15 protein-coding genes are annotated in these 20,039 nt (G+C 65.3%); 4 read left to right on the top strand and 11 right to left on the bottom strand.

What is annotated here, in order from left to right:
- Nucleotides 1–4: 4 nt before the first annotated feature.
- Nucleotides 5–1,975 carry a penicillin-binding protein 2 gene (gene mrdA / locus ACP7AG_RS08860; protein WP_426030568.1) on the bottom strand — a complete coding sequence of 657 codons (1,971 nt, stop codon included), beginning with the start codon at nt 1,973–1,975 and terminating at the stop codon, nt 5–7.
- Nucleotides 1,976–2,322: 347 nt separating this feature from the next.
- Between mrdA and ACP7AG_RS08865 the strand changes: the two genes are divergently transcribed.
- Nucleotides 2,323–4,113, top strand: coding sequence for a thiamine pyrophosphate-binding protein (locus ACP7AG_RS08865; RefSeq protein WP_426030569.1), 1,791 nt, complete (start codon nt 2,323–2,325; stop codon nt 4,111–4,113).
- A complete protein-coding gene (locus tag ACP7AG_RS08870) occupies nt 4,107–4,988 on the top strand; it encodes a class I SAM-dependent methyltransferase (protein WP_426012010.1) in 882 nt (293 codons plus the stop codon). The genes ACP7AG_RS08865 and ACP7AG_RS08870 overlap by 7 nt, the downstream gene beginning before the upstream one ends.
- On the opposite strand, the gene ACP7AG_RS08875 is transcribed toward ACP7AG_RS08870, so the two are convergent.
- From ACP7AG_RS08875 to rfbH, 3 genes are read right to left on the bottom strand one after another with little or no spacing between them, the layout of a single operon-like run.
- Nucleotides 4,985–6,082: a class I SAM-dependent methyltransferase gene (locus ACP7AG_RS08875; protein WP_426030570.1), complete on the bottom strand. Its 1,098-nt coding sequence runs from the start codon at nt 6,080–6,082 to the stop codon at nt 4,985–4,987. The two genes, ACP7AG_RS08870 and ACP7AG_RS08875, sit on opposite strands and share 4 nt — an antisense overlap.
- 4 nt (nt 6,083–6,086) lie before the next feature.
- Nucleotides 6,087–7,217, bottom strand: a complete 1,131-nt coding sequence (locus tag ACP7AG_RS08880) for a glycosyltransferase family 2 protein (RefSeq protein WP_426030571.1) — start codon at nt 7,215–7,217, stop codon at nt 6,087–6,089.
- 12 nt (nt 7,218–7,229) lie between these two features.
- On the bottom strand, nt 7,230–8,648 hold the full coding sequence (gene rfbH / locus ACP7AG_RS08885) for a lipopolysaccharide biosynthesis protein RfbH (protein WP_426030572.1): 1,419 nt from the start codon (nt 8,646–8,648) through the stop codon (nt 7,230–7,232).
- A gap of 84 nt (nt 8,649–8,732) precedes the next feature.
- Between rfbH and rfbG the strand changes: the two genes are divergently transcribed.
- Nucleotides 8,733–9,833 (top strand): CDP-glucose 4,6-dehydratase, encoded by a 1,101-nt coding sequence (gene rfbG / locus ACP7AG_RS08890; protein ID WP_426030573.1) that lies wholly within the window; start codon nt 8,733–8,735, stop codon nt 9,831–9,833.
- Here rfbG and ACP7AG_RS08895 read toward each other — a convergent pair.
- Entirely contained in the window at nt 9,785–10,774 is a 990-nt protein-coding gene (locus tag ACP7AG_RS08895; RefSeq protein WP_426030574.1) for an NAD-dependent epimerase/dehydratase family protein, read from the bottom strand. The genes rfbG and ACP7AG_RS08895 overlap by 49 nt on opposite strands.
- 104 nt (nt 10,775–10,878) lie before the next feature.
- Between ACP7AG_RS08895 and ACP7AG_RS08900 the strand changes: the two genes are divergently transcribed.
- Entirely contained in the window at nt 10,879–11,811 is a 933-nt protein-coding gene (locus tag ACP7AG_RS08900) for an N-acetylneuraminate synthase family protein (RefSeq protein ID WP_426012020.1), read from the top strand.
- A gap of 9 nt (nt 11,812–11,820) precedes the next feature.
- Here the strand turns inward: ACP7AG_RS08900 and rfbF are convergent, their stop codons facing one another.
- From rfbF to kduI, 6 genes are all read right to left on the bottom strand, one after another.
- Complete coding sequence (gene rfbF, locus ACP7AG_RS08905) at nt 11,821–12,729, bottom strand: glucose-1-phosphate cytidylyltransferase (protein WP_426012022.1); 909 nt, start codon at nt 12,727–12,729, stop codon at nt 11,821–11,823.
- Between the two features lie 270 nt (nt 12,730–12,999).
- Nucleotides 13,000–14,106 (bottom strand): PfkB family carbohydrate kinase, encoded by a 1,107-nt coding sequence (locus ACP7AG_RS08910; protein WP_426012024.1) that lies wholly within the window; start codon nt 14,104–14,106, stop codon nt 13,000–13,002.
- Nucleotides 14,107–14,781: a bifunctional 4-hydroxy-2-oxoglutarate aldolase/2-dehydro-3-deoxy-phosphogluconate aldolase gene (locus tag ACP7AG_RS08915; RefSeq protein ID WP_426012026.1), complete on the bottom strand. Its 675-nt coding sequence runs from the start codon at nt 14,779–14,781 to the stop codon at nt 14,107–14,109.
- Nucleotides 14,782–15,346: 565 nt separating this feature from the next.
- Entirely contained in the window at nt 15,347–18,082 is a 2,736-nt protein-coding gene (ppc, locus tag ACP7AG_RS08920) for a phosphoenolpyruvate carboxylase (RefSeq protein WP_426030575.1), read from the bottom strand.
- A gap of 183 nt (nt 18,083–18,265) precedes the next feature.
- Nucleotides 18,266–19,033, bottom strand: coding sequence for a 2-dehydro-3-deoxy-D-gluconate 5-dehydrogenase KduD (kduD, locus tag ACP7AG_RS08925; protein WP_426030576.1), 768 nt, complete (start codon nt 19,031–19,033; stop codon nt 18,266–18,268).
- A 152-nt stretch (nt 19,034–19,185) separates the two neighbouring features.
- Nucleotides 19,186–20,034, bottom strand: coding sequence for a 5-dehydro-4-deoxy-D-glucuronate isomerase (gene kduI, locus ACP7AG_RS08930; protein ID WP_426012030.1), 849 nt, complete (start codon nt 20,032–20,034; stop codon nt 19,186–19,188).
- Nucleotides 20,035–20,039: the final 5 nt, after the last annotated feature.

Below are 20,039 nucleotides of genomic sequence, written 5' to 3' on the forward strand. Positions count from 1 at the left end.
GGATTTAGCCCTCCTCCGGCACCACCACCGCCGGCCCCGCGTCCCCTTCCCCCTCATCGGTCATCGGCGCGTCGGGCAGCGGCATCGGGCGTTCGATCCGCGCTCGGATCTCCGGGTCCTTCAGCAGCGCCACGCGCATTACCTCCCGAGCCCGCGGCGCGGCGGCGCTCGATCCGAACTGACCGCCGTGCTCGATGATCACCGACATGGCGTAGCGGGGATTGTCATACGGCGCGAAGGCGATGAATAGGTTGTGGTCCTTGAGCTTCCAGGCGACGCCTTGGTTGCTGCGCGAGGCCCCCGCCGCATATTGGCGCACCTGGGCGGTGCCGGTCTTGCCGGCCATCTTGACGTCACCCAAACCGAGCTGACTCTGCTTGAAGGCCCCGCCGGTTGGGTCATTGGCCACCGCAGCCATGCCCGCGCGCACGATGTCGAGGTGTTCCTGGCTGAACGGCAGGTCGGCCACCGCGTCGCCGTGCGGCTGCTCAACCCCGCCCACCGACTTCACCAGGCGCGGGTTCAACGCCTTTTTCCCGTTGGCCAGCCGCGCCGTCATCACCGCCAACTGCAGGGCGTTGACGTTGATATAGCCTTGGCCAATCCCGTAAGGCACGCTGTCGCCGGGATGCCAGGTCGGGTCGAGCTTGAAGGTCTTCCTCTTCCACTCGCGCGTCCCCACCAGCCCCTTGCGCTGGCCGGGGATGCCGATGTCGAAGGTACTGCCGTAGCCGAAGGCCTTGGCCGTGGCGCTGATCGGGTCCGGCCCGATGCGCAGGGCCATCTGGTAGAAATAAACGTCGCAGCTGTTCTTGATGGCGTCGTGCATGTTCTGCGAGCCGTGACCGCCCTTCTTGTGGCAGTGCCAGACCCGGCCGCCGAACGACCAACCGCCGGTGCAAGTCACCCGCTCGGACGGATCCACACCCGCCGTCAGGGCCGCCATGGCCACAGTGGGCTTGAACGTCGAGCCAGGCGGATAGGTGCCGGTCATCACCTTGTCGAGCAGGGGTTTGCGCTCATACTCGGCCAGCGCCCGGTACTCCGGCCCCGACAGCCCCTTCACGAAGCGGTTGGCGTCGAAGCTGGGGGTCGAGACCATGGCCAGCAGGTCGCCGCTCTGGCAGTCCATCAGCACGATGGCGCCGCTCTCCTCGCCCATCACCTCAAGCGCCCGGTTCTGGATGTCGGCGTCCAGGGTCAGGCGGATATCGGCGCCGGCCCCCGGTGCGATGTCGCCCTCGGGATCGAGGCGCACGGTGCGGCCTTGGGCGTCGACCTCGGCCTTGGTGGCCCCGGCATGGCCGCGCAGAGCGGTGTCAAAAGCCTTCTCCACCCCCAGCTTGCCGATCCGGAAGCCGGGATGGTGCAGCAGCTCCTGGTCCTGGCTCGTATCGGTCTTGGCCTTGTCGAGGTCTCGGTCCGAGACCTTGGCCACATAGCCGATCACATGGGCGAAGGCGCCGCCGAACGGATAGACTCGCACCTCCCCCATGTCGGCGGTCACGCCGGGCAGCTCGGGCGCGCGGATGTTGACCCGGGAGAACTCCTCCCAGGTCATGTCTTCCATCACCGCCACCGGCGTCTTCTTGGGCGATCGCGCAAGGTCCTTGAGGATGCGAGCCCGGCGGTCCGCGTCGATGGGGACCAGCAGGGCCAGCTCGTCCAGGGTGGTTTCGGCGTCGAAGCCGGTGTCCTTGGTGACCAGCAGTCGGAAATTGGGCCGGTTGGAGGCCAGCGAAATGCCGTTGCGGTCGTGGATCGTGCCGCGCGGCGGCGACACCAGTCGGTAGTTGAACTGGTTGCCGGCCGACAGCTTCTGGTAGCGCCGGGCCTCCACCAGCTGCAGCTGGGCCAGACGTCCGCCCAGGGCCAGCAACCCGCCGCCGGCCAGGCCCCCCATCAGGAAGGCGCGCCGATGAAACACGCCCTGCCGTTCGTTGACCTCGGAGAAGAAGATTGTCGGTTCGCTCACGAAAGCGCCTCGGGCCGAGGCGTCCGGGAGGGTTCAAGCGGCGACGCTCGACAGCGCGCGATCCGCGCGGCGGCCAGGGAAATCATGGTGTGAGGAGGGCCGCGTGTTAGAGTTGATTTCTCCGCAGAGTGGACCTGCGCCGTGGCTCGTCAATGGGCGCGGCGGGTTGGCTGAAAATATTTTCCTAAGGGAGTTCAGTCGCTCCGGCGTGGCCCTCGAGCCAGCCGCCGCTCTCGAGGTCTTTGGAACTCCGCACACGCGATAGTTTGCCGGACGAAGGGTTGAATGATCGACCTTGATCGCGCCAAGGTCCACCGCCTATGCATGCGTTTTCGGCTTGGTTCATCATGAGTCCTTCTCGTCCCCCGATCCGCCCAGAGGCAGAGCGCAATATAGCCTCCTATGCGGTGGACCTGGCTGCTGCGCTCGGCGCGCGCGCGGCGTTCACCCTGACGGGCGGCATGGCGATGTACCTCAACCGGGCCGTCTCGACCCATCCAGGCGTAACGGCGGTCTACAATCAGCACGAACAGGCCTGTGTCGCCGCCGCTGAAGGCTACGCCAAGGCCACGAATTACCGCAGTGCGGGTCTGGCGGTGGTCACGGCCGGGCCAGGGGTCACCAACACGATCACGAGCCTGTGCTCGGCCTATGGCGACAGCGCGCCGGTCATCGTTCTGGCGGGACAAGTCAAGACCGCCGACATCGACGCCTTCGGCACACGCACCCACGGGAACCAGGAGGTGCGGTCGCGCGCGTTGATTACCCCCTGCGTCAAACGCTTCACCCGGCTCACAGCGGCGGGTTTTCGCGAGGAACTGAGCGAGACCTTCTCCGAGGCCTTCGCCGGCCGCCCGGGGCCCGTGTTTGTGGAAATCCCGCTGGACGTCCAGAACGTGGCGGTCGACTACGCACCGGAGGACATCGAGGCGGCTACGCACGCAATCCGGGCCCGATCAGCGTCGGGGGTCGGGCCCGCGGACGTCTCATCCCTGACGCAGGCCCTGGGCTGGTTGCTCGGTGGCGAGCGTCCGCTTGTCTATATCGGTAATGGCTGCCGGCTGGCCCAGGTGGAGGCCGCGGCGCGCGGTTTCATCGAGACGCACGGCCTGCCGGCGGTGCTGTCCTGGGTGTCGATCGACCAACTGCCGGCTGAGCATCCGCTGAACTTCGGCGCGCCAGGGGGGCTGGCGCCGCTGTCGGCCAACCAAATCCTCTACCAAGCTGACCGAGTGCTATTCCTGGGCGCGAGGCTGGACCTGGGCACCACGGCCTTTCAACGGCATGACTTCGGGGCCCAGGCCGAGCGAATCATGATCGACATCGACCCCAGCGAACTGGCCAAGTTCGATGGCATGCCCAATACGCGCGCCGTGCGCGCCGACCTGACCGCCCTGCCCGCCGCCGTCGCGGCGACGCGGGATCAGCCCGGGGCCATGGCGGCGGGCTGGCTGACCTGGTGCCAAACGCGCCGGACAGAATATCAGGCCGACGAGCGCCGCCGCCTGACGGTCGACAGCCTGAACATCTACGGTATCGCCCAACGTTTGTCGGCTTGGTCATCGGGCAAGGTGTTCGCCCCTACCAGTTCAGGCTGGGCGATCGAGGCCTTCTTCCGCTTTTTCGCGCCGCGCCAGGGGAGCCGCATCTTCTTCGGAGCCTCGCTGGGCGCCATGGGTCTGGGCCTGCCCCAGGCCATTGGGGCCAGCTTCGGCTCTGACAAGCAGGTGATCTGCGTCGAGGCCGACGGCGGCTTGATGCTGAACCTACAAGAGCTTGCGACCCTGGCCCACTATGCCCCCAAGGGCTTCGTGTTGCTGGTGCTCAACAACGACGGCTACGGCTCGATCCAAGCTTCTCAGGTGCGCCATTTTGGCGCCGAGGGCGGGGCGAGCAAGGCCTCCGGCGTATTCATTCCGGACTACGGCCAGGTCGCGCCCGCCTTCGGCCTGCGTTATCTGCGCATCGACAGCCTGGCCGACCTGGACGCCTTGCTGCCGACCCTGGACGCGAACGCCCCGCCGGTGTTCGTCGATCTGATGATCGACGCCACGGAGTCGCGCGGTCCGGCGGTCAAGACGATGATCACGCCGGATGGCAAGCTGTCGTCTACCCCGCTGTCGGAGATCCAGTGGTAGGCGCGCTCCCTTTAAGCGAGCGCATCGCCAGCCGCTGCATCTGCTGTAACGGCGACCAGCTTCGCAAGTCACCCGCGATCCTGATGCCCTTCGTCGCCAAGCGAGTGTTCGATTGGGAACCGGTGGAGATCACCGAGGCCTGGGGCATGAAGACCCTGCGCCTGGGGATGGCCTATTCGCTATGCAACTCGCTGCAGTGCCGCGCGTGCGGGGCGCTGTTCCTGGACATCCGATTCAGCGACGCAGAGATGGCGCGGCTCTACAGCGGTTATCGCGACGCTGACTACACGGCCCTGCGCGAACGCTTCGAGCCGGGCTATACGACCTTCAATGACGCTCTTGCCGAGCGCGCGACTTACTTGCCCCAGATCGAGGCGATGATTGGCCTTCATCTGGGGGGGCCGCCGCATGTGCTGGACTGGGGCGGCGACAAAGGCCTCAACACTCCCTTCCGCGACAACGCCGCCAGCCTATCCGTGCACGACATCTCTGGCCTGACCCTCGCCGACGGGGTCGCCGCGGTCGACCGCAAGGGCATGGCCGAGGCGCGTTACGACTTGGTGGTTTGCAGCAACGTGTTGGAGCACGTCCCGGCGCCGGCCATTTTGCTGGACGACATTGTCGCGGTGATGTCGTCCGAAACGCTGCTCTACCTGGAAGTACCGCGCGAATCCTACATGATCCAGAACGACGGCGTCGAGAACCTGGCTGTCGGCAAGAAGTATTGGCACGAGCATATCAACTTCTTCACCGAGATGTCGATACGGATCCTGACCAACCGCCAAGGACTTGTGATCGTTCATTTCGAGATTCTTGAGACCGAAATATACGGTCGAACCGGGCAGCTATTCTGCGTAATTTGCCGAAAAGCCTAAATGTAACGAATCTCACTGCGCGGATAGGCCTCGCGGAAAAAGGTGTCCAGCTTCGAGAACTGCGACACCGTGCAGACGATTAACGCGCCGTCGATCCGCACGACCTCGGTGGGTTCCACGAAGGCGAAGCGGGCCAGACCGTCGGTCGCCAAAACGGCGGCGTTACGGTCGATGACCGCGATGATATTGTCTTCCAGGCAGTGTAGCGGACCGCCCGGCGTCAGGCTGCGATGGAAGTTGTCGCCAAAGCCGTAGACGAAGAATTTCCGATCGCGCAACTCGGCCTGAACCGCCGTCCAACGCGGCGCTTCGTCCCGTAGGTAGCCCTCGATCGCGGCAGGCACAGCCCGCTCGCCCTGGCGGTTTCGCAGGACGACATATTGCGCCGGATAGAACGCTCCCAGCGCGTAGGGCATGGCGTAGGTCCCGCCGGCCACGACGTCAAAGCCTTGCGGCGCGATCCTCAGGATTGCGCGCTGCGAGAAGTGATTGATGTGCAGCCGATCGACGTAATAGCCGAAATGCGGTTGCGGGAAGGTCGCATAAAGCTTCGGATCGGGCGTCTCGATGTGCACGAGGCCCCCTTCACCCACGAGGCCGAACAGTCCCTGGATCTGGCCGATATCGGCCATGTGCTCGACGACGTGGCTCAGGATCAGCAAGTCGTGGTCACCTGGCGGAAATTGGTCGCTGAACCGCAGGTTTGGCAGATCCGAGGGGAAGTTGGCGTTGACGTCGAAGCCCAGGAAATCGACCTGCGGGAAGCGCCCGGCCAGGACGTGGAGCAGGCCGCCGCCGCCGCAGCCGAAGTCCAGTACAGATTGAACCTGCCGCGAGCCGATCAGATCCGCGAGGATCTCGGCCTGGGGAAGATTGCGGTACTGGCCATGCCTCTGGGCAGCGTCGTTGGCGACCGCCGCGTAGTAGTCGCGGTAGCCGGGCGGATCCCGTGGCCAGGTAAAGGCGAAATCGCAGTCGGCGCAGCCGTGCAGAGCGACCTCGCTGGGCAAGTGCGGCTTCTCGCCAAAGCGAATCTGGGCGATGGGCGCACTGGCCTTGAGACCGCAGATCGGACAGGTCGGGGTCAGGACCATCGGTTCAGGGCTTTGTCGACCGCGAGAACATTTCCGAGGCGTTCAGGGCCTTTTGACGGGCCTCAGCCAGGGCTTGGGTCGCCTCGGTCTTGCGATTGGCCAGTTGCGCGAGCGTGTTGCTGTAGGTGCAAAGCTCGGCGAACTGTTGAAGGCGGTCCGGACGGCAATGAGCCAAGGTGGCTTCCAGGCTGCGACGGTGGCCCATTGTCAGGTGGTAGCCCGAATAGAGAGCCCGCAGCAGATTCTCGAAGATCGTGTCGACTAGGGTGACTTCCGGCGGGCCGTAGGACTGCACCTGCCGGTGACCATTCGCCCGCTCGAACAGGTCGAACGGAGCGCCGACCTTGGCGGCGACGTCCGCCAGCAGGCGCGGCAGATCGCCAGCGTAGTCGAAGAAGTTTCCGCCGTTGTAGTCGATGGTCTGGGAGTTGCCGACCCGGTGCACCAAGTGGTTGGCCCTGCTGTAATAAGCCGGGGCGTGGGCGTGCTTTTCCAAGAAGGCGGCCACGTGCGGGTGGCGGGTGTCCGAGCGCAGATAGGGCTCGGGATCCAGCGCCCGAGCGGCCTGCGTGCTCTCGATCTGGGCGCTGATGAAGGCCAACTGGTTTAGCCCGAAAGCGCAGAACAGGTCGATGAAGCTATCGAAGCGCTTGTCCGGCACGGTGTTCAACAACGGATAAAGCACCTCGGTCAGGTCGGCGTTGGCCGCGCGTTTGTTTAGCGTCAGGAAGCTGGGCGCCTCGCGTTCGAGGATCGAGACCACGCTGGCCACGCCGCCCTCCAGCAGGACGTCGTCCGAGCCGAAGGTCCAGGTGTAGCGCCCGCGCGCCCGCCAGGGGGCAGCGAACAGGTTGAAGAAGCCGCCTTCGTCACGGGCGTTGACCATGTAGCTCAGGCGCGGATAGCGGTCGGCCAGAGCCTGGATCATGCCGTTGGTGTCGGGACCCGAAGCGTTGTCGCTGATCAGGATTTCGACCTTTTCCTCAAGTCCCTCCTTCAATTGGTCAGCGATGCTCTGCACCGTAAGCTGCAGCTCAGCCGGGCGCTCATAGGTCGGAATAACGATGCTGAGCACCGGCTCCTGCGCAAACGGTCTGATCACGCTGTCGGCGAGGGCGCATTCGAGTTTTGACATGGGCTGTCCCGCTTAGGCTCGCGTGGTTGGAGAGCGAGCGGCGGCGCGCTCACGGCAGAAGCTGTGGATATTGTCCAGCATGTAGTCGATGTGGTCGGCTCCAAGGCCGGGATAGACTCCGATCCAGAAGGTGCGCTCCATGATCGCATCGGCGTGGATCAGTTCGCCAATAACCCGGAAGTCTCGGCCGGCCATGTAGGGCTGGCGCACCAGATTGCCCCCGAACAGCAGGCGGGTGCCGATCCGGGCGTCTTCCAGATGTCGGGTCAGTTCGTTGCGTGTGAAGGGGGCGTCCGGCTTGACGGTGATCGGGAAGCCGAACCAGGCGGGGTCGCTTCCTGGGGTCGCCTCGGGCAGAACCAAATAGGTCTGCAGGTCGGTCAGGCCAGCCTTCAGGGCCGCGAAGTTGCGTTTGCGTGCCGCGATGAAGCCATCCAGGTGATCCATCTGCGCCAGGCCCACCGAGGCCTGCATGTCGGTCATCTTGAGATTATATCCCAGGTGACCGTAGATGTATTTGTGATCGTAGCCGCGCGGCAGGTCGCCCATCTTCCAGCCGAACCGCTTGCCGCAGGTGTTGTCCATGCCAGGGGCGCAGAAGCAGTCACGCCCCCAGTCACGAAACGATTCGGCCAGCCGCCGCAGGAAGGCGTCATTGGTGAACACCGCGCCGCCCTCGCCGGTCGTGATGTGATGGGCGGGATAGAAGCTGAGGGTGGCGATGTCCCCGAACGTGCCCACCTGCCGGCCGTCATAGGTCGAGCCCAGAGCGTCGCAGCAGTCCTCGACCAGCCACAGGCCGTGGTCGTCACAGAGCTTGCGGATCGCCGCCAGATCGAAGGGGTTACCCAAGGTGTGCGCGGCCATGATGGCCTTGGTCTTTGGCCCGATGGCGGCGGCCACCTTGTCCGGATCGAAGTTATAGGTGGTTGGCAACATATCGACGAACACCGGGACCAGGCCCGCGCCCAGCAGCGGATTGACCGTGGTCGGAAAACCCGTCGCGGCGGTGATCACTTCGTCGCCCGGCTTGAGCTGGCGAGCTTTCAGCTTGGGAGACGTCAGAGCCGACAGCGCCACGAGGTTGGCCGACGAACCGGAATTGACGGTCATGGCGAACTCTACGCCGAGCCGCTGCGCCAGGCGGACCTCGAAGGCGTCGTTGAACCGGCCGGTGGTCAGCCAGAAATCAAGCGCCGAGTCCACCAGGCTTCGCATGTCGGCGGCGGCGTAGACGCGGCCCGAAACGGGCACGGGCGACGCGCCCGGCTCGAAGGCTTTCGGCGCGTGAGCCAGCGCGTGGTATTCCTCGACCAAGGCGAGAATCTTGCCACGGAGCGCCGCGGTCTCCTGCGAGGGTTCTTGAAACGAGATGACGCGCTCCCGGTGCGGCCATAGACAACCTTGTTGCTCCGCCTGGGCGGAGACCATGATTATCTCCGATTCGGCGTGTCGTCGGCGCGCCAAACTGCCGCGTTAGAGTGGCCAAGCATTTCGGTCAGTATTGGGCGCGCCATGACCATCGGCATCGACGATAATTTCTGGCGGGGTCGGCGAGTGCTGCTGACCGGCCATACGGGCTTCAAGGGGGGCTGGATGGCCCTGTGGCTGGAGCGGCTGGGCGCGACCGTGCGCGGCGTGGCGTTACCGCCCGACACCGAGCCGAATCTGTTTGACGCGGCGCGGATCGGCGAAGGCCTGGACAGCGTGATCACGGACGTGCGCGACCCGGACGGCCTCGACGCGGCCGTGCTCGACTTCACACCATCGGTGGTGATCCACATGGCCGCTCAACCGCTGGTTCGCCGCGCCTACGCCGAGCCACGCGAGACCTTCGCCACCAATCTGATGGGCACGGTCAACCTGCTCGACGTCGTCCGCCGCCTCCCCCGGCCGGTGACGACGCTGATCGTGACGACCGACAAGGTCTACGAGAACCTCGAAGACGGCCAACCCTGCCGCGAAGGCGACCGTCTGGGCGGGCGCGACCCCTACAGCGCCAGCAAGGCCTGCGCTGAGTTGGCGGTCAGGGCCTATTTCGCCGCCTATATGGGGCCAGCTGGCATGGCGGTCGGCGTTGCCCGGGCCGGCAACGTGATCGGCGGCGGCGACTGGTCGCGCGATCGGCTGCTACCGGACATCCTGTCGGCCTTCGCACGCGGCGAACCCGCGATCCTGCGCAATCCAAGCGCCGTGCGTCCCTGGCAACACGTGCTGGAACCGCTGCACGGTTACCTGCTGGCGGTCGAGGCTCTGGCCAGATCGCCGGGCCGAGATCTGCGCGCCTGGAACTTCGGCCCCGACCCCGACGGCGCGCGGTCGGTCAGGGCGGTCGCCCGGCTAGCGGCGGAAGCCTGGGACGACAGCGCGTGCATCGTTGAACGTGTCGATCCGAACGCGCCGCACGAGGCGGGCCTGCTCACCCTGAACTCGGACTTGGCGAAAGTTGAGTTGGGCTGGAGCCCGCGCCTTGACGTGGAACAGGCCATTTCGCTGACGACGCTCTGGTGGCGCGACGCCTTGGCCGGGCGCGATCTGCGCGCCACAACCCTAGAACAGATCGATCGCTATGCGTCGTCCGGCGCGTCGGCCAATGGTTCAATAGCATCGAGATAAGCGATGGTGTCGGCGACAATCTTGGCCAGCGGTATTGGGTGCTCACCGCGTTGGAACAGAGCGCTTTGATAGCGGCGTCCGTCGCCGATATACCAATCGCCGACCAAACCCCTCGGCTCTGGGCGGTCGATCACCGGATCGGTTAGACCCAGAGCCTCGCCCACCGCCAGGGCCAGCGCTCCGAGTTCGACGACCTCCGCGCCGCCGACATCGAAGGGCTGCGCCGACTGCGTCTCGTCCACTGCCATGTCGAGGACGACGCGCGCCATTTCCGAGACGTGGACGAAGCTCCTGAACACCGCGTCGGCGGCGGCGATCGTGACCCGGCCCCGCCGCGACAAGCCAAGAACGAAGTCGCCCAAGGCATAGGCTTCGGCGTGGTTGATGAAGGGGCCACCGAGGTTGAACACCCGCGGAAGCAGTACTGCCGTGCCGGTTTTCTGTCCCCACTCGGCGACGGTCGTTTCTTGATCGCGCTTCATTGTCGCGTACGCCGCGCGGGCCGGCGAGCCTTCGCCTGGGCGGTGCGCCGCACCGGACGAGAAGGCGACCAGCCGTCGCGTCGCGCCGGTCTCCGCCAGGGCCAGCACTTGGCCCAGCAAGATGTCGTTGGCGCGCAGCAGGGGCGCCGGACCGTCACCGGCCAGGCGGTCGGCGCCGACGATGCCCGCATGCAGCACCAGCCAGTCACCTTCGCCAAGGCGCGCCCCCGCCAGAGACTCGGTCGTCAGGTCGCGACCGCGCAGATTCAGGACGCGAGGGCGTGAGCCGAATAGTCGCAGGCGGTTGGGAGCGATATCGCTGTCGGTGGCCAGGATTTGGTCCACAAGCGCCATCCCAACCCATCCGGATGCGCCCACCACCGCAACGCGACGATTGGAGTGCGCTAACCATGCGGCGAACTTGCACCTAGGCATTGCCGCCGACTCCATTCTAGACATGGGCTACGCACGTCGCGGCGCGAACTCAATTGACCGCGCCTAGATATACTAGCCCGCGCCGTAGCCAAGCGCCCGCGCGGCGGCCGCGCAACAGGACCCCGACCATGCAGACCCTCGACGCGCTGACCACCAAGGCTCTTTCCGTGGAAAACATGGCCACCGAACGCCTGGCCGCTATCCCTTGGCCGCTAGCTGACAGACCGTTCGTGATCGCTGAGATCGGCATCAATCACAATGGCGACCTCGATATCTCCAGGCAACTGATCCGCGCCGCCAGCGAGGCCGGCTGCGACGCGGTGAAGTTCCAGAAGCGGACGATTGACATCGTCTACACGGCCGAAGTGCTGGCTCAGGCGCGGCAGAGCCCCTGGGGCGAGACCCAGCGCGCCCAGAAGGAAGGCCTCGAGTTCGGCGAGGCCGAGTACGACGCCATTGACGCCTACTGCCGCGAGTTGGGCTTGGCGTGGTTCGCCTCGGCCTGGGACGTACCCAGCCAGACCTTCCTGGCCAAGTACGACCTACCTTACAACAAAATCGCCTCGGCGATGCTGACGCATCGGCCCCTGGTCGAGGCCGTGGCCGCCGAGGGCAAGCTGGTCTTCGCCTCCACCGGCATGTGTACTTTCGAGCAGATCGACACGGCGGTAGAGATCTTGCGCGCGGCCGCCTGTCCGTTCGTGCTGATGCACACGGTGTCGACCTATCCGACTCCGCCGGCGGACCTCAACCTAATGACCATCGACACCCTGCGTCGCCGCTACGGCGCACCAGTCGGCTACAGCGGGCATGAAAGCTTGGTGGAGCCCAGCCTGGTGGCCGCCATGCTGGGAGCCGTGGCCATCGAGCGCCACATCACCCTGGACCGCGCGATGTACGGCTCGGACCAGTCCGCCTCGCTGGAGCCGGGCGAATTGAAGGTCCTGGTTTCGCGCCTGCGCGATTTGCGCGAATGGCTGGGCGATGGCGAGAAGCGGATCACACCCGGCGAGGCTTCGGTCGCCGAGAAGCTGCGCTACTGGCCGGGCGGCGCCACCTAGGCCGTACGTCTACCAGTTCTTCCAAGGCGCGCCCTTCGCCCACAGGTCTTCGAGATACAGTTTCTCGCGCAGCGTATCCATCGGCTGCCAGAAGCCGTCGTGCCGGTATGCCCGCAGCTCGCCGGCCTTGGCCAAACGCTCCAGCGGCGCTTGTTCAAGCACCGTGTTGTCGCCGTCGATCAGGTCCAGCACCTTTGGTGACAACACGAAGAAACCGCCGTTGATCCGCCCGCTTTCGGACGAGGGTTTCTCGATGAACCGCTCGACGGTGTCGCCCTTGATCTTCAAGGCGCCGAAGCGCGCGAGGGGGGTCACCGCGGTGATGGTCGCCTGGGCGCCGTGGGCTTCGTGGAAGCGAACCAGCGCGCCAATGTCAACGTCTGACAGGCCGTCGCCGTAGGTCAGACAGAAATACGGATCATTTTGGATATAGCGCCCCACCCGCTTGATCCGGCCGCCGGTCATGGTGTCGTCGCCTGTATCGACCAAGGTGATGGTCCAGGGCTCGGAATGACTCTGGTGGACCTCGACCTGGCCGCTCGGCAGAATCGTCAGGTCGGCGTTCTGATAGGCGTAGTTCAGGAAATACTCTCGGACCTTGTCGCCGAGGTAACCGCAGCAAATGATGAAATTGTTCAGGCCATGGGCGCTGTAGGATTTCATGATGTGCCAGATGATCGGGCGACCGCCGATTTCGACCATGGGCTTGGGGCGCACCTGAGTTTCCTCGGCGATCCGCGTGCCCTTACCGCCAGCCAGGATCACGACTTTAGGGCTGTTGTTCTGCGTCATTTTTCGACTGTTTCCGCGCCGCGAATCCCAAGTTGACACTAGCGAAATCGCCCGTGGCAAACACCACCACAGAGGAGAATGCCAAGCCTTTGAACCTCCGACATCCGGTTCAAACAGTGCGGCCAAGTTTCTCCACACCCTAACGCGTTGGATGACAACCGACGTAGACTGATTGATCCATTGCGGTCGCGGGGGTTGCGAAGAATAAGCGCCCTGGTGCCGCGACGCGACACACAGCAAAAGGCCCCCGGCCTCGCAGCCGGGGGCTCTGCTAAAATGCGGTGGACGAAGACTAGAGCATTTTTCGAGCGAAGTTGTTCCGGTTCGCGTGAAGAACAATGCGTCAAAACAAAAGATTAGAGCTCACGGTCTGACGCAGTCAGGTCGGGAAATGCTCTAGCGGATAACCCGCGCGCCCTTGCCCTTCATCACGGCCTCGACCTCCGCTTGGCGCACCATCGAGGTGTCGCCAGGCGTGGTCATGGCCAGGGCGCCGTGAGCCGCACCGTACTCGACGGCGGCCTGGGGGCCCTTGCCTTCCATGAAGCCGAACGCGAGACCCGAGGCGAAGCCGTCGCCGCCGCCAACGCGGTCATAGATCTCGAGGTTCTCGCGCATCATCGACGCATAGAACTCGCCGCCGGCATAGAGGATCGCCGACCAGTCGTTGACCGAGGCGGTCTTGGCGTTGCGCAAGGTGGTGGCGGCGACCTTGAAGTTGGGGAACTGCTTGACGGCGGTCTCGATCATCTTCTTGAAGTTGGCCGGGTCGATCGACGAGATGTGCTCGTCCAGGCCTTCGACCTCAAAGCCCAGGCAGGCGGTGAAGTCTTCTTCGTTGCCGATCATCACGTCCACATATTGGGCGATGTGGCGGTTGACCTTCTGGGCCCCCTCCTTGCCGCCCTGCGACTTCCACAACGAGGCGCGGTAGTTCAGGTCATAGGAGATGACGGTGCCATACTTGCGGGCCACTTCGACCGCTTCGATCACGGCTTCGGCGGTGTTGCTGGCCAGGGCCGCGAAGATGCCGCCGGTGTGGAACCACCGAACGCCCTCTTCGCCGAACAGCTTTTCCCAGTTCACTTCGCCGGGACGGATCTGCGAGGCGGCGGTGTGGCCGCGGTCGCTGCAGCCCAGGGCCGGCCGAACGCCGAAGCCCTTTTCGGTGAAGTTCAGGCCCACGCGGGTGTTGCGGCCCAGACCGTCGAAGTCGCGCCAGATGATGTGGGAGGTGTCGACCCCGCCCTGCATCATCAGGTCCTCGACCAGCCACCCCAGGTCGTTCACCGGCAAGGCGGTAACGGCCGTCGAGCGCTTGCCCCAGCACTTCTTGAAAGCACGGGCGACGTTATATTCGCCGCCGCCTTCCCAGACGTTGAACTGACGGGCGTTGCGAACCCGGCCGAAACCGGGATCGAAGCGCAGCATCACCTCGCCGAAGCTGGCGCAGTCCCACTTGGTTTCAGAGGCGGGGCGGATATCGAGGATATTGTCGGTCATTTAGGCCTTCCCACGAACCTTTTTGATAAGGTCCACCGTGTCGCGGACCTTCTTGGTGATACCGGCGTAATCGCCCGCATCGAGCAACTCTTGGGTGATCAGCTTGGAGCCCATGCCGGCGGCGACGATGCCCGCGCCGAACCACTTGGTCACCGAGGCCTCGTCAGGATCGACGCCGCCAGTCGGCATGATGCGGGTCCAGGGCATCGGGCCCAACACCGCCTTGATGAAGTCCGGGCCGCCGACCGACGAGCCGGGGAACACCTTGACGATCTCGCAACCCAGTTCCTCGGCGTAGGAGATTTCCGAGGCCGAACCGCAGCCGGGCGAATAGGGGATCTTGCGGCGGTTGCAGACCTTGGCGACATCGGCGTTGAGGATCGGGCCGACCACGAACTTGGCGCCGTTGGCGATGTAGATGCCGGCGGTCGGCGCATCGACGATCGAGCCGACGCCCATGATGACGCTGGGATCGGCCGAGGCGAAGTAACGGGTCACTTCGTAGAAGACGTGGCTGGCGAAGTCGCCGCGGTTGGTGAACTCGATGCAAGGTGCGCCGCCATCGGCGCAGGCCTGGATCACCTTCTTACAGACCTCGACATCGGGGTGATAGAACACCGGGATCACGCCCTGGCCCATCAGCGCCGTCAGTACGGCCATGCGGTCTTTCACCATCAGTAATGCTCCTAAAAGGATCGATCTTGCGTCCGGCCCAGCTGTGTGGCCTTGGCGTGGAAGATTTCGCCGCGTTCGGCGCTGGGCGACCGTTTAGACCGGGTCGCGGTCGGACGCCACATCGGAGGCTCCCGCAACGTCAATTCCATGGCTCTGGTCGATCGTCCTTTGTTTCCACCCTGCCCCGCCGCCGCCCCGATTGCCTCGGATCGCGGCGCAGGGCGTGTCGTAAATAAAGGGCGTGAGGCCGAAGCTCGACGCCCGAGTTTGCGCAGGAGCGAACTCAGGAAGAGCCGCGAACGTCTGGAATTGGGCAGACCAAGCCAAAACGTCATGATACCAGAAGCGGAAGTGGACAGGCCACTTTGCCACCGGTGTCAGTTGGGAATTTACCCCGAAGCGCCGCCTTGCGCAAGCCCGTTGAAAACGGTGTTTTATGTTTTGACGGAAGGGATGAAAATCAGCAGCAGTAGGGTCGGGTAAATGCCCTTAGGCGTGTCCCCAATGAAGCCCTGCCCTGTCTGGGGACACGCCCAAGGGCACGTCCCCGTCAGCACCACTGCCCTCATCCCGTGTTGCGCAGGCCCGCCGCGATGCCGGCCACGGTCAGCTGGATGGCCAGACGCACGTTCTCGTCCTGATCGCCGGCCCGGCGCCGGGTCAGCAGCTCAAGCTGCAGGTGGTTCAGCGGATCGACCGACAGGCCGGCCAAGGCGACGGACTCGGCCAGCTCCGGCTGGTTGTCGAGCAGGGCGCTTCCGCCCCGGATCGCCAGGGCGATCTTCGAGGCGCTGTCGTGCTCGGCCTGGATGGTGTCAAAAATCCGCTGAGCGTCGGTCGTGTCGGGCGACAGGGCCATGTATCGCGCGGCGATGCCCATGTGGCTCTGGGCCAGGGCCAGCTCCATGTTGGAGAGCAAGGCCCCGAAGAAGTCGAAGCCGCCGGCCAGGTCCTGCAGTTGCCCCGTCGAGAGCCCAGCCCGTTCGACACCAGCGGCGAAGCCGTACCAGCCGGGCAGCATGAAACGGGCCTGCGACCAGGAAAACACCCAGGGGATGGCCCGAAGGTCTTCGATCTTGCGGCTGGCGGTACGCGAGGCGGGCCGGCTGCCAATGTTGAGGCCGACGATCTCGCCGATCGGCGTGGCGGACCAGAAGAAGTCTTCGAAGGCCGGGTCGTCGTACACCAGGGCCCGGAAGCCATGGAAGGAGGCCTCGGCCAGAGCGGTCATCGCCGCGTCGACCTTGGGGTCGGGGCGTTGAACCGGGCGCTCGCTGGCCATCAGGGCCGCAGCGGCAAGTCCGTCGAGGTTGCGGCGGGCGGTGGGCTGGTCGCCGAACCGTCGGGCGATCATCTCGCCCTGCTCGGTCATGCGGATTCGGCCCTGGACGGTGCCTGCCGGCTGGGCCATCACCGCTTCGGCGGCCGGTCCCCCGCCCCGCCCGACCGAGCCGCCGCGGCCATGGAACAGCTGCAGCCCAACGCCCATGCGCTCGGCCTCGAAGGCCAGGGCGGAAGCGCCGCGCGCCACGCCGCGCCGCGAGGCCACATAGCCGCCGTCCTTGTTGCTGTCCGAATAGCCGAGCATGATTTCCTGCACCGGCCGGTCGCCCAGGATGGTGCGGCTAAGCGGCAGTTCCAGCCATTGGCGCAGCACGCGGGGACCGTTCTCCAGATCCTCGATGGTCTCGAACAGCGGGCTGATCTTCACAGAGGCGCGCGGCGCCGCCCCGCCCCAGACCAGGCCGACCTGCTTGAGCAGAACCAGTGGCTCGAGGATGTCCGACAGGGTCGCCGACTTGGAGATCACATAGGCGCCGAGGCAGCCGTGGCCGTAGTCGCGCACCATCTGGGCGGCGGCCTCCATGGTCGCCAGCTCCTTGGTCGTTTCCTCGCCATAGGCGGTGAACGGCGAGACCAGCGGCCGCTGATGCGACAACTCGTTGATCAGCAGCTTGGAGCGGGCTTCCTCGTCGAGGTCCAGGTACTTCACGCCGGTGCCGGCCCGCTGGAACAGTTCGTGCAGGGTGCGCTCGTGGACGTCGGCGTTCTGGCGTAGATCCAGGCTCATCAGGTGAAAGCCGCAGGCCTGGGCCACCTCGACCAGGGTCCGCAGGGCTGTGCCGACCAGGCGCTCGCCGCCGTTGCGTTCGAGGCTGTCGATGATGATCTTCAGGTCTGCCACGAAGGCCTCGGGATGAGCATAGGGCTCGACCTCCGTGCGACCGTTGGCGAAGGCCACCCACTGGTTGGTCAGCTTCTGCGACACCGCCGAGAGACGATCGAAGATCAGCTCCAGGGCCAGGCGATAGGGCTCGTCCATGCGATGAACGGACGGGTCCTGCGTCTGGGCCGCCAAGGTCCTCACCTCGTCCGAGACCGGCGCATAGGCGGTGGAGACCGCCAGGTTGGACCACAGCTTGCGCACCTCGGCGGCGTACCAGTCGAGGATGACCCGAGCCTGGGAGGCCAGGGCCAGCTTGAGCGTGTCGCCATTGACGCCGGGGTGACCGTCGCGGTCGCCGCCCAGCCACGAGCCCATCTTCAGCAGCGGGGCCATCTGGCCATGCTCGCCGATCTGGGCCGACCAGTCGCCATAGAGGTCGACGATCGCCGGCAGGATTGAGGTGCGGACGATCGACAGGGCGTTGCGGATCTCGTCCTTCACGGTGATCCGTTCGGGACGATAAAGCCGGGTGCGCCACATCAGGGCGATCTCGCGGAAAAGGCGCTCGCGGATGTCGGCCTCGAGATCGGCCGGCAGGTGGTGGCGGCGCAGAGCCATCAAGCGCGAGATCTCGGTCTCGCGGTCGACCATGCTGCGGCGGCGCACCTCGGTGGGGTGGGCGGTCAGCACCGGCACCACATTCATTGCGGCCAGCACCTTGGTCAGCTCGGCTGGGGTCTTGCCCTGGGCGACCAGCGCCTTGACGGCGTCGACCAGGGTGCGGGGGCGATCATCGCCCGGCTGGGCATCGGCCTCGGCGTGGCGACGGCGACCGGCGACGTCCTCGCCGATATTGGCTAGCATCGAGTGGCTGGCCAGGGCGCGGGCCAGGAAGATCGCCTGGTCGCTGGACAGGTCGGCGAACAGATGGTCCAGCCGCGCGGCCTCGCCGTCCGGCCTATCCTGCGAGGCGGCCTTGCGGGCGGTGGCCACCAGCTTGGCGGCCTCGTCGCCATCGAGATAGGCGATGGCCTCGTTCAGCAGGTCGCTCAGCAGGTGGGCGTTCTGCCGGACGTTGCGGCTGGTGGGGCGATCCCCCTCGGACGACAAGAAGACCGACAGGGGATTGCGCATGCGCGGAGCTCCGAGGCCGCCGCGAAACGGCGACGGCTCATCAGGGTAGAAATGAACGAGACGACAGCCGGACGCCGGGCCCAGTCTGACGTAGCGGCGCCCTTACCGCGCTTTGATCACCGGGAAAAGGCGGCAGGCGTAATGGTTACGGTACCAATCGCAGGCTTGCGCAGAAATCAGCCTCTAGCGCGCCAACCAACCGCCATCCACGGGCAAGGTAATCCCCTGAACATAGTCCGAGGCCGAGGAGGCGAGGAACACCGCCGCCCCGCCCAAGTCGCCTGGTTGACCCCAACGGCCGGCCGGAACGCGAGCCAGGATCGAGGCGTTGCGGTCGGCGTCGTTGCGCAGGGCCTCGGTATTGTTGGTGTCGAAATAGCCTGGCGCGATGGCGTTGACATTGATGCCCTTGGCCGCCCATTCGTTGGCCAGGATCTTGGTCAAGCCCGCCAGGCCGCTCTTGCTGGCGGTGTAGGATGGGACGCGGATGCCGCCTTGGAACGACAGCAGGCTGGCGATGTTGATGATCTTGCCGATCGAGCCTTCTCCGCCCTGCTTTAGAATCTGCTTGGCGAAGGCCTGGGTCAGGAAGAAGACGACCTTCAGATTGGTGTCCATCACCGCGTCCCAGTCGGCTTCGGAGAAGTCGATGCTGTCGGCGCGACGGATGATGCCGGCGTTGTTGACCAGGATATCGACCTTGCCGAAGGCGCTGACGGTCTCGTCGATCACGCGCTGCACGGGCTCGATCGCGCCGAAATCGGCCTGAATCGACAGGAACTTGCGGCCCGTGGCTTCCACCAGGGCTTGCGTCTCGGTCGGGGTGCTGCGGCCGGCGACGGCGACGTCCGCGCCGGCTTGCGCCATGGCCACGGCCACCGCCTGGCCGAGACCGGTGTTGGCGCCGGTGACGAGGGCGACCTTACCTTCGAGGCTGAACGGATGGGCCATGATGCTGTCTTCCTGATCTAAATCTTGTCATCCCAGACGGCCTGAAAGGCCGATCCGGGACCGCCGCAAACGCAGGCGCTTGCGGCGGTCCCGGGTTTTCGCTTGGCTGCGGCCGGGATGACAGCCGCAGGGAAGTGGAGCGATCCCCGCCCCTACTTCAACTGGCAGATGTCCAGCACGTTCATGTCGGTATAGTCGAGGTTCTCGCCGCCCATCGCCCAGATGAAGGTGTAGTTCGAGGTGCCCGAACCCATGTGGATCGACCACGGCGGGCTCATCACGGCTTCCTGGTTGGCGATCACGATGTGACGCATCTCGTCCGGCTCGCCCATGTAGTGGAAGACCCGGTCGTTGTCGCCCAGGCCGAAGTAGAAATAGGCTTCCGAACGGCGGTCGTGCAGGTGAGGCGGCATGGTGTTCCAGACGCTGCCCGGCTTCAGCACGGTCATGCCCAGCAGCAGTTGGGCCGACTTGCAGGTGGTCGGCACGATGTACTGGTAGATGGTGCGTTCGTTGGAGGTCTCCAGCGCGCCGCGCTCCAGCGGGACGGCGTTGGCGAACTCGAGCTTCTTGGTCTCGAAGGCGGTGTGAGCCGGCAGGCTGGTGATGTAAAAGCGGGCGGGGTTGGCGGCGTCGGCGCTCTCGAACGTCACGTCCTTGGAGCCCATGGTCACATAGATGCCGTCGCGCGGCTCGATGTCGTAGGCGAGGCCGTCCACGGTCACCTTGCCGACGCCACCGCCGACATTGATGGCGCCCAGCTCGCGGCGTTCCAGGAACGGATGACCGGCGGCCGAGGCGGGCTCGGTCTGGTCGGGCAGCTTGACGGCGGTCGAGACCGGGGCCGCACCACCGATCACGAAGCGTTCGGCGTGATTGTACTGCAGCACAATTTCGTCGGCCGCGAACAGACCCTGCATCAGGTAACGATCGCGCAGGTCGTCATTGCTGACCGCGTACATCATGTCGGGGTGGGTGGCGTGGTAGGTCTTGGCGAACATCTTGG

It is taken from the genome of Caulobacter sp. DWP3-1-3b2, from assembly GCF_049896325.1.
Taxonomy (GTDB): Bacteria; Pseudomonadota; Alphaproteobacteria; order Caulobacterales; family Caulobacteraceae; genus Caulobacter.

Excerpts from the sequence above, each read along its gene's own strand:
- ACP7AG_RS08875 (WP_426030570.1), bottom strand. The coding sequence starts at position 6,082 with ATGGTCCTGACCCCGACCTGTCCGATCTGCGGTCTCAAGGCCAGTGCG.
- rfbH (WP_426030572.1), bottom strand. The coding sequence starts at position 8,648 with ATGGTCTCCGCCCAGGCGGAGCAACAAGGTTGTCTATGGCCGCACCGG.
- ACP7AG_RS08880 (WP_426030571.1), bottom strand. The coding sequence starts at position 7,217 with ATGTCAAAACTCGAATGCGCCCTCGCCGACAGCGTGATCAGACCGTTT.
- kduD (WP_426030576.1), bottom strand. The coding sequence starts at position 19,033 with ATGGCCCATCCGTTCAGCCTCGAAGGTAAGGTCGCCCTCGTCACCGGC.
- rfbG (WP_426030573.1), top strand. The coding sequence starts at position 8,733 with ATGACCATCGGCATCGACGATAATTTCTGGCGGGGTCGGCGAGTGCTG.
- ACP7AG_RS08910 (WP_426012024.1), bottom strand. The coding sequence starts at position 14,106 with ATGACCGACAATATCCTCGATATCCGCCCCGCCTCTGAAACCAAGTGG.
- ACP7AG_RS08900 (WP_426012020.1), top strand. The coding sequence starts at position 10,879 with ATGCAGACCCTCGACGCGCTGACCACCAAGGCTCTTTCCGTGGAAAAC.
- ACP7AG_RS08865 (WP_426030569.1), top strand. The coding sequence starts at position 2,323 with ATGAGTCCTTCTCGTCCCCCGATCCGCCCAGAGGCAGAGCGCAATATA.
- kduI (WP_426012030.1), bottom strand. The coding sequence starts at position 20,034 with ATGTTCGCCAAGACCTACCACGCCACCCACCCCGACATGATGTACGCG.
- ACP7AG_RS08895 (WP_426030574.1), bottom strand. The coding sequence starts at position 10,774 with ATGTCTAGAATGGAGTCGGCGGCAATGCCTAGGTGCAAGTTCGCCGCA.
- ACP7AG_RS08915 (WP_426012026.1), bottom strand. The coding sequence starts at position 14,781 with ATGGTGAAAGACCGCATGGCCGTACTGACGGCGCTGATGGGCCAGGGC.
- ppc (WP_426030575.1), bottom strand. The coding sequence starts at position 18,082 with ATGCGCAATCCCCTGTCGGTCTTCTTGTCGTCCGAGGGGGATCGCCCC.